Genomic DNA, 8,690 nt, shown 5'->3' on the forward strand with positions numbered 1-8,690 from the left:
ATCAAACCTGACTACTTCACCACGAGCGCCAATATGGCGGCAATCAGTCCGCCGAGCAACAGAGCAGCGATTACCACAGCGATAATCAAAAACCACTTGGCATATTTCAGGATTTTCACCATGGCGGAATTCTGGTCTTTCGCAAACTGCTGAATGGCGTTCATCGTAGCAGTCACAAGAAATCCAAAGTCGTCAATCCAGCCGACCACCGGGATGGCATCTGGAGCCAAATCAATCGGCGACAACGTGTAGAGAACCGACACAATAAGCAAGAAAACAGCGAGGCCCTTTTGGAAATTTGAGGCACCATTCATTTCAATAACTTCCGGGTCCTTAGTCATTTTTTATCCTTTTTAAAGTTCACCTATAGGAATATATCCAAATATTTATCAACAGACGTCAAAAATCGTTTTTTTTAAAAAAAAATTGTGAACAGGTGCAAAATTTAGGCAAAAAGAACGTTTTCTCAAACTAACCGGCTCTTAATATAACCTAAGCCTACGACAAATATTGTCGCAGGCTCAAATTTCTCTCAATTAGACAAAACTATGTCACGACATCCATCAAATCGGAATACAAGACTCCTAACCACCAACCACTAACCACTGTTTACTATTTAGGCTCGGAGAGTACTGCAGAGCGTAGCGGCCTCATCCCTGCTTCTGTTTACTTCTTCCGGCGAATGAGCCCTGCCAGCACAATGGAGATAATGATTCCCGCGGGGAGCACGACGGCAATCGTCAGGAGGATTAATTTCTGGAAGTCGGAAAGGCCCTTGAGCGACTGCTTGAAGTTCTTGAGTTTCGCCTTCAGGCCCTTTTGTGCGCCAACATCGCCAGCGGCTTCGGCATCGGCTTCACCGGCCAAGTCTTCGGAACCGGCGAACGCCTCCATTTTCGGAATCATTGCAAACAACTTAGACGCCGAATCCTTGATAGGCCCGACAAAACCGTCCGCCTTGGCACGGTATTTGTCGTAGTGTCTCTTGAAAGGGCGCTTGAGTTGTTCGAGCATACGGGCTTCCTTAATTGATTGTCACGGCCCTTCGGCAGGCTCAGGGACCTTAGGGTTTCTTGTACAAGAGGTTCACGCCGCCGAAGAGGGCACGCATGTTCGCCTTGAGGGTATCGCTAGAGACGCCGCGGCCTTCGACCTCGGCACCGTTCGCCTTCAGCACGATGCGGCTGAGGCCACGGCCCGCCCACAGCTTGTCCTTCTCGGGCACGACGAGCTGGCGGTACTTGATGAGTTCGACCGGCATGCCGATTTCGCGCATGAGCATGAGAGCTGCCTCGATGGGGCCTTCGGCCGTCACGGACTTCACCAGCGTCTCGCCATCCTTCTTGAAGTGGAAGATAAAGCGGTTCTCGTCGGGGATGACCTCGATGTTGTTGAACACCAGGCGTCCGTTCACGTTCACACGTTGTTCGCGGAACACGTCCAGCACGCGCTCGGCAGAGAGTTCGCCTTCCTTCTCACTGCAAGCCTTCAAGATTGGCTGCAGTTCGGCAGCTTCAGCCAAAGACATCTTGTAGCCGAACTTCGTGATAATCTCGTACACGGCGGTACGGCCGCTCTGGCTCGTAAAGCTGAGCGAGTCGTTCTGATGGCGGCCGATGATGGAGTAGTCGATCGGGCGGTAGGCGCCCTTCTTCATGTCCTTCGTCTTGCTTGCGCCATCCTGGTGGATGCCGCTACGGTGCACGATAGCTTCGGCGCCGATCAGCGGGGCACGGCTGTAAATGCTGATGCCGGACCACTGCGAGATGAGAATCGCCGTCTCGTAGATGCGTTCCATGTGGAGTCCGGTATTCACGCCGGAATTGTGCAGTGCGACCGCGACTTCGTAGAAGTTCGTGTTGCCGCAGCGTTCGCCCAGGCCGTTCAACGCGACTTCGAGCTGCGTTGCGCCCACGAAGAAGCTTTCGACCGTGGCGGCCGTCGCCATGCCCAGGTCGTTGTGGCAGTGCACGGAAATCGTGATGTTCTTCGGCAGAGCCTCGTACACCTGCTTGATCTGGTTCACGTACAGCAGCGGGCGGTAGCGTTCCACGGTGTTCGGCAGGTTGATGGTCGTCGCACCGGCTTCGACTACGGCCTTCAGCACGTCAATGACAAAATCCATGTTCTCGAGACAGTCACCGAAGTGCTCGGCGCTGAATTCCACGTCGCCCTTGTCGCCCACGAGAGACTTCGCGAGCGTCACGCACTTGACGGCCTTTTCCTTGACCTGTTCGGGGGTCAGGTGCAGCACGTGCTCCATGGAGAGCGGGCTTGTCGCGAGGAAAGTATGGATACGCGGGTGCGGCGCAAACTGCACGGCTTCCCAGCAGCGCTGGATATCGCTTTCCACGCAGCGGGCCAAACCGGAAACCACGACGCGCTTTGCCACCTCGTCGCCTTCTTCGGCCATCTTCGCGGTGAGCTGCGCCAGTTCCTTGCAAGACTCAAAGTCCATTTCGCTCGAAGCCGGGAAACCGACTTCGGCACCCTGCACGCCGAGTTTCAGCAGTTGCAGGTAAACATCTTTTTTCTGAGCATTGTTCCAGGGCTTCGGGAGCGCCTGGTTGCCGTCACGCAGCGTGACGTCGTAAAAGAAGGGTTGTCTTGCGTTATTCTCGTTCATTTTTTATCTCCTTGCCCGTCCAATAAGGCGGCAAGCTCTTTTTTTGACCTAAAAATAGAAATTTGACCATAAAAAGAAGCCCGCATCCTCATTGGAGCGGGCCTTATGGTTTAAATCCTTGGTTAAAACTCTAAAAACGTCTTGAACCTATAACTTAAAAACCGGCACGCGCCCCAGAAGCGCATCCTAGTAGGTTAATAAGTCGTAGATCCAAAATCTTGTTCATATAGCCAAATCTAACAATCTGCCAAGACTTTGGCAAGTGTCGGCCAAAACACGGAGTATAAACAAAAATCCACTGCCGGGGTGACAGTGGACTTTTGCGGCGCTCGACCCGAGGTCCCTACGCTGCTATTGACAAATGTAATTGAAATTCTCGCGAAAAAGCGCTTAGTCATTGTAATATTTGTTTTTACAAAAAATTTGAGGACGTGTTTTAAAAATTGTTTACACAAGAAAATATTTTTAGCACATGTTCCCCTTATTTTTTACCTTTAAAGCGTGATTCTCCTCGTCGCCGAAAAGCCTTCAGTCGCAAACCAGCACTACCGCCCGATGCTTGAACGCATCGAAGGCGAGAAATTTACGCAGGGTGACGGCTGCCTTATCGGCAAGAACCACTGCATCACCTGGTGCGTGGGCCACCTGATTACGCTTGCACCGCTCGACGCCTACCCCGGCTATGAAGGAGGCTGGCGGCTTTCAAACCTGCCGCTTTTGCCCGAAAAATTCCGCCTGATGGAAATCGAGAGCACAAAAAAACAGCTGAACGTGGTGCGCCAGATGATGGAGCAGGCCGATGTGCTCGTGAACGGCGCGGATGCCGGCCGCGAGGGTAACCTGATTTTCGACCTGGTGCTCGACTACACGCCCGCCTTCAAGCAGAAGCAAATCAAGCGCCTGTGGGTGAACAGCTATGTGGCTAAGGATCTGGACAAGGCCTGGAAGAACCTGGAAGACGCCACGCAGCGCGTGAACCTGAGCTATGCAGCAAGGCTACGCCAACGGGCCGACTGGATGGTGGGCCTCAATGCGACACGTGCCTACACGCTCACGGCAGGTCGCGGGAAGATGATTTCGGTGGGTCGCGTGCAGACGCCGACACTCAACCTAGTCGTGGAACGCGACGCCCTGGTGGAGCAGTTCAAGGAGCTGTACTATTACAGCGTCGTGGGGACGTGGAAAGGCTTTCAAGCACAGCTAGTGAAACCGGAGATTGCTTCGGGGGACACGCCCCCTCGCAATGACAAGTCCGCACAATCCGACAAGAAGAATGTCATTGCGAGTGAGCAAAGCGAGCGAAGCAATCTCAAAGTAGCGGTATTCGAGAAGGAAGCGGAGGCGAACGCGGTCGTGGAGCGCTGCAAGCCGCCCGCACCGGCGACCATCGAAAAAATCGACACGCAGCAGAAGAAGCAGTTCCCGCAGAAGCCCTTCGACCTCACGGAACTGCAGAAAGAAGGCAACAAGCGTTTCAAGTTCAGCGCCCAGCAGGTGTTGGACTGCGCGCAGAACCTCTACGAAAAGAAACTCCTCACCTACCCGCGTACCGACTCGCAATACCTACCCGACACCATGAAGCAGGAGGCCTACGCGCTCGCCCAGAGGCTTGCCAGCCCCGAACAGAAGGGCGTGATGCGCAGCGAAAGCGAGAACTTCGTCTTCATCAACTCAAGCAAGGTCACCGACCACTTCGCCATCATCCCGACCGGAGAAACCCCGAACGGGCTCCCTGAAATGGAGCAGAAGATTTACGATTTGGCGAAGGAACGCTTCGTACAGGCATGGCTGAAGCCGTATGTATGGAGCGAGATGGAGGTGGTATTACAGACGAGAGACGTGGTTCGGCAAGCTCACCAACCGAGACGAGAGACGAGAGATAAGTTCACTGAGCCTGCCGAAGTGAACGACAATTCGGCCCTTCGACAAAGCTCAGGGACCTTTTCATCGGCCTTGGATCTCTTTAGGTTAAAACTAAAGAGGAACGAGGATTTGGGTTTCCGCGCCATCGTCAAAGAGACGAAAGACGAAAGACGAAAGACGAAAGGGAAAAAAGGAGACGCCTCTGGCGATTCCAAGGATGCTAACGCCGAGGGCAAGGGTGACGGTGACGATATCACGAACTTAGTCGAAGCGTTCCCGGAATGGAACGTGGGCGACACCTCCCCCTTCGACAGCGTGGAACTGCAGAAGAAGAAAAAGAGCAAGCCCAAGTACTACACCGAGGCAACACTCCTTGCCGCAATGAAAACCGCCGGCAAGCAAATCGAAAACGAAGAACTCGCCGAAGCCATGAAGGACCGCGGGCTCGGCACTCCGGCCACGCAGGCAGGCATCATCGAAACGCTCAAGAAGCGTGGGTTCATCGAGGCGCAGAAGAATTACCTGGTCAGCACCGCCCGCGGGCGAGAAGTCATCGCGCTCATGGACGAGAAAGTGAAATCGCCCGAGATGACCGGCGAATGGGAGTACAAGCTCTCGCAAGTCGAAAAAGGGACGCTCACCCCGGTGGAGTTCCGCGACGGCATCGTGGAGTACGTGAAGCAGCTCTTTGCGGACCTTCATGCCCGCTATGCCTGCCAGTTCGAGCGCGAAACTGTGACCGAAAAGTTGAATTGCCCCAAATGCGGTGGCGCGCTCGAAGTAGCCCCGTGGGGCTACGTGTGCCCGAACGCCGAATGCGGCTTCAAGTTCGGGCACACCGTGGCAGGCAAGATGCTCGCCCACTCCGAAGTCAAGGCGCTCCTCGCCGGGGAAACCGTCGGTCCGCTTTCCGGTTTCAAGAGCAAGAAGGGCTCCGAATTTTCGGCCAAGCTCACGCTCGACAAAGAATTCAACATCCAGTTCGCCTTTGAGAGCGACGGCAAGTTCCACGGGCAAAAGACGGATTACAAGTGCCCGCTGTGCGGAAGCCTTCTCGAAGAGAACAAGAACGCGATATTCTGTACGGGTTCAGCGCAGTCCGAAGATCCCCGGTCTGCGCCGGGGATGACAAATGGGTGCAATTTCACATTATTCAAGACCATTGCGGGCCATACGCTGACCACCAAAGAAATTGCAGAACTATTCAAGAACGGCCGCACGCCGCTCATCCAGAAATTCAAGAGCAAAAAAGGGACCGAATTCGCAGCCGCCCTCAAGTGGGGCGAAGGTGCCGACAAGGGTCGCACTGTATTCGAGTTCCAGCACAGGGACCTCCCCTGCCCCGTATGCGGTGACCAGCTTCGCTTCCGCAGCGGCACCGTAAACCAGGACGGCACCGAAACATCCCATGCGGCCTACATCTGCATGAACCCGCAATGCGGCTACGGCATCCCGCAGGTGTTCTACCAGCGCAAATTCACCGACGAAGAAGTCGAGGGGCTGCTCAAGAACAAGTTCACGCCCGTTCTCGAGCCGTTCAAGAAGAACGAGACCACCTTCCGCGCAGCGTTGGAACTACGCGAAGACGGCAAGCTAGCCTTCAACAAGCTCACCGTCGAAGTTATCTAAAAATTTTGACAAACTTATCCCAACTCCGTTTTTCATACAAAGCGGAACACCATGCAAAATAACATTATTTTTTAAACAAAGTCTATTTGTATTCACAAATTTACAAACTTTTCATAACATTCTTGTAAGAAAAATGTTATTTAGAAGTCAGTAAATCAACCCCCAACAACATAACCCATAAAAGGAAATGAAAAATGGCTAAAAAGAAAGCTACAAAAGCAAAAATCCTCCCCCTTCCTGCGTTGCTCACTGATTTCGAAGTAACCTGCGGAAACAGGCCCTTCGCCCAAATAACAGCAAAATTCATTAACGCCGCACGGAAAGCCGTATCTTTCAAAATTACCAGAACCGAACTTTCTCTCGCAACCCTTCTTCAGAAGAAACCGGGCAAAATCACTATCAAGGAAAAGAATTCTTCTTTCCTCCCGATAAGCACTATTAGGGATTTCCCGAATGCCGACACGCTCGCCGAATTGAAGGAACTTACCGCAAGCATCAATGGAGACAAAATTGCCGTATTTCCGCTCGCCAAGGAAACAACCATCGTAGAAGTCAAGGACGGCAAGGCTTCCAGATACGACTTCCAGGACTACACTGTCAGCAGTTTCAAGATTTATAGATACACCATCAAAACCAAGAACAAGACTGTATCCAAAGTGGTCTTCTGCACCTATCAGAAGAGAAAGGCTCTCTGTCTTGCCATTAGCCGGACCCGATCCGATTGGAACGACATGACTAGCGACGACGCCTACGCAACAAAGCGCGCATTCGAGTACAACGGAATTGAGACCGATGTTCTTGTGGATGCAACAAAAGCCGACATTCAAACTAAAATTAGGACATTCTTTGGCGACCTCGGTCCCAACGACATTGCCATTGTATGGTCTGCATCGCACGGCAGTGAAGAAGGGCTCAGGCTTGACGGCCCCCAACACAAACTTATCACATACGCAGAGTACCGCGATCTTCTCAATACCATTTCCTGCAAAAAGATTGCGCTCATATTCGCCTGCCATTCTGGAGCAGCCATCGAATCCGCCAAATCGATTTCTGCAGGAGTCACGTTACCCAAGCGTTCAAAAGCAGAAATCACCCGTGCAACAAAAGCTATCAACACACAAATCAAGAACGTATTCTTCCCTGCAGCGACCAAAGCCAAGGCCGGCGCAATGGCCGTCCCGGGATTCTCGGTCGTCTGTTCCTGCAAGGCATCCGAAAATACAGCAGGCAACAGCACCATTAGCCCTGTTGCAGCAAAATGGTGCCTTGGCTTGGGGATTATCTGTTCCAACAACGGCACTGAATTCACCGAAACAAGCCGTTATGCAGACCTGAACGAAAACAAGAAGATTACCGTTCAGGAACTGACAGATTACACCAATACTGCAGAAAAGGAGAACCATTCTACTGCAGTCTGTTACCCTGCGAACGATTCTACAGTCATCGCGATTTACTAATTCGCATTCTTGTAGTTTCTAAAAGTCCCACAGCCTTCCCGCTGCGGGACTTTTTCTGTAAAAATCCTTTTCCCGAAAAGACACTCTAATAATAAATTCGGCTTGACGGTACGATAAAATAATGCTATTGTCTTTTTTATAAAACTAACGCCTTTATAGGAAGCAGCCAATGATTAGCAATTCTAAAATCATGGAGATGGGACGGAAATCGCTTAAGGGATACCGTCTTAAAGCGGCCGGCATAACTGTCATAGGAAACGTGATTGGGCTTGGCATCATCATCGCCATCAGCCTTTTCCTCGCAAGTTTCAAAGAACCCAATGTACTCTCTCTTGAGAATATCCTCATCGACCAGTTATCGAGTATAGTGCATACTGTCATCTTATACTTATTCGGAATAGGCTTTTACGCCTATTTCTATGACATCTACAAGCAACGGGCAACCTCGTTTCGCAGATTATTTGCCGGTTTCAAAAAACTTCCTCGCAACCTAATCGTCCTATTCATCGGCACCCTGGTATTGACCCTGTTTACCACCCTTCCAACGAGTCTATACTTTTTGTACAGCGACCCGGTTCAAACCAGTCCGTATACATTCCTAACATTAGGAATCACCATGTTGGTTGTACTCTGCATTATCTGTTACAAGTTTTTCCCCACCTGGATGGGCCTTATCTACAAGATGGCAATAGACGACACAACCGGCCCCATCGAATTAATCAAGCAGACCTATCGCAAAGTTTCCAAATACAATTTCAAATTTCTCGGTTTCATGGTTCATGTTACGCTTTGGTGCATGCTAGGCGTTCTTACACTGGGAATCGGCTTGCTGTGGATTCTCCCCATTATCGCCACAAGCAGCATCATATTCTTCGACATCATTTTCAATCCCGACGAATATGCCGTTCCTAAAGACCCCGAAACAGTCGTGATTCCCGAGAATTCCACAGAAATCACACCCCCGGAACTGCCGGAAGAATAAGTGGAGGGTCCAAAATTTTTCTAAATTTCCCGCGGATTTTGAAAATACGGCGTAGATACGCCCAAAAAGGATTGAAAAATGAAAGTTTCTTTGAATTGGCTCAGACGTCACGTTGATCTTCCGGAAAATGCGG

Annotated in this window: 6 protein-coding genes; 3 read left to right on the top strand and 3 right to left on the bottom strand. The window is 51.4% G+C overall.

The features are described from left to right. Positions 1-11: 11 nt before the first annotated feature. From Q0Y46_RS12790 to leuA2, 3 genes are all read right to left on the bottom strand, one after another. Positions 12-341: a DUF1232 domain-containing protein gene (locus tag Q0Y46_RS12790; RefSeq protein WP_295683355.1), complete on the bottom strand. Its 330-nt coding sequence runs from the start codon at positions 339-341 to the stop codon at positions 12-14. A 325-nt stretch (positions 342-666) separates the two neighbouring features. Then, positions 667-1,014, bottom strand: a complete 348-nt coding sequence (locus Q0Y46_RS12795; protein WP_297947855.1) for a hypothetical protein — start codon at positions 1,012-1,014, stop codon at positions 667-669. 49 nt (positions 1,015-1,063) lie between these two features. Further along, positions 1,064-2,626, bottom strand: coding sequence for a 2-isopropylmalate synthase LeuA2 (leuA2, locus tag Q0Y46_RS12800; protein ID WP_297947856.1), 1,563 nt, complete (start codon positions 2,624-2,626; stop codon positions 1,064-1,066). A gap of 501 nt (positions 2,627-3,127) precedes the next feature. Here leuA2 and Q0Y46_RS12805 point away from each other — a divergent pair. The 3 genes from Q0Y46_RS12805 (at position 3,128) to Q0Y46_RS12815 (ending at position 8,557) form a co-directional block, all read left to right on the top strand. Further along, positions 3,128-6,118, top strand: a complete 2,991-nt coding sequence (locus tag Q0Y46_RS12805) for a type IA DNA topoisomerase (RefSeq protein WP_297947858.1) — start codon at positions 3,128-3,130, stop codon at positions 6,116-6,118. 194 nt (positions 6,119-6,312) lie between these two features. Continuing rightward, a complete protein-coding gene (locus Q0Y46_RS12810) occupies positions 6,313-7,575 on the top strand; it encodes a caspase family protein (RefSeq protein WP_295683342.1) in 1,263 nt (420 codons plus the stop codon). A 616-nt stretch (positions 7,576-8,191) separates the two neighbouring features. Then, positions 8,192-8,557, top strand: coding sequence for a hypothetical protein (locus Q0Y46_RS12815; protein ID WP_295683339.1), 366 nt, complete (start codon positions 8,192-8,194; stop codon positions 8,555-8,557). The last annotated feature ends 133 nt before the right edge of the window (positions 8,558-8,690 follow it).

Source organism: uncultured Fibrobacter sp. (genome assembly GCF_947305105.1).
Lineage (GTDB): Bacteria > Fibrobacterota > Fibrobacteria > Fibrobacterales > Fibrobacteraceae > Fibrobacter.

Bases quoted from the DNA above. Each gene is read 5' to 3' on its own strand.
- Q0Y46_RS12790 (WP_295683355.1), bottom strand. From the start codon at position 341: ATGACTAAGGACCCGGAAGTTATTGAAATGAATGGTGCCTCAAATTTC.
- Q0Y46_RS12795 (WP_297947855.1), bottom strand. From the start codon at position 1,014: ATGCTCGAACAACTCAAGCGCCCTTTCAAGAGACACTACGACAAATAC.
- leuA2 (WP_297947856.1), bottom strand. From the start codon at position 2,626: ATGAACGAGAATAACGCAAGACAACCCTTCTTTTACGACGTCACGCTG.
- Q0Y46_RS12810 (WP_295683342.1), top strand. From the start codon at position 6,313: ATGGCTAAAAAGAAAGCTACAAAAGCAAAAATCCTCCCCCTTCCTGCG.
- Q0Y46_RS12815 (WP_295683339.1), top strand. From the start codon at position 8,192: ATGTTGGTTGTACTCTGCATTATCTGTTACAAGTTTTTCCCCACCTGG.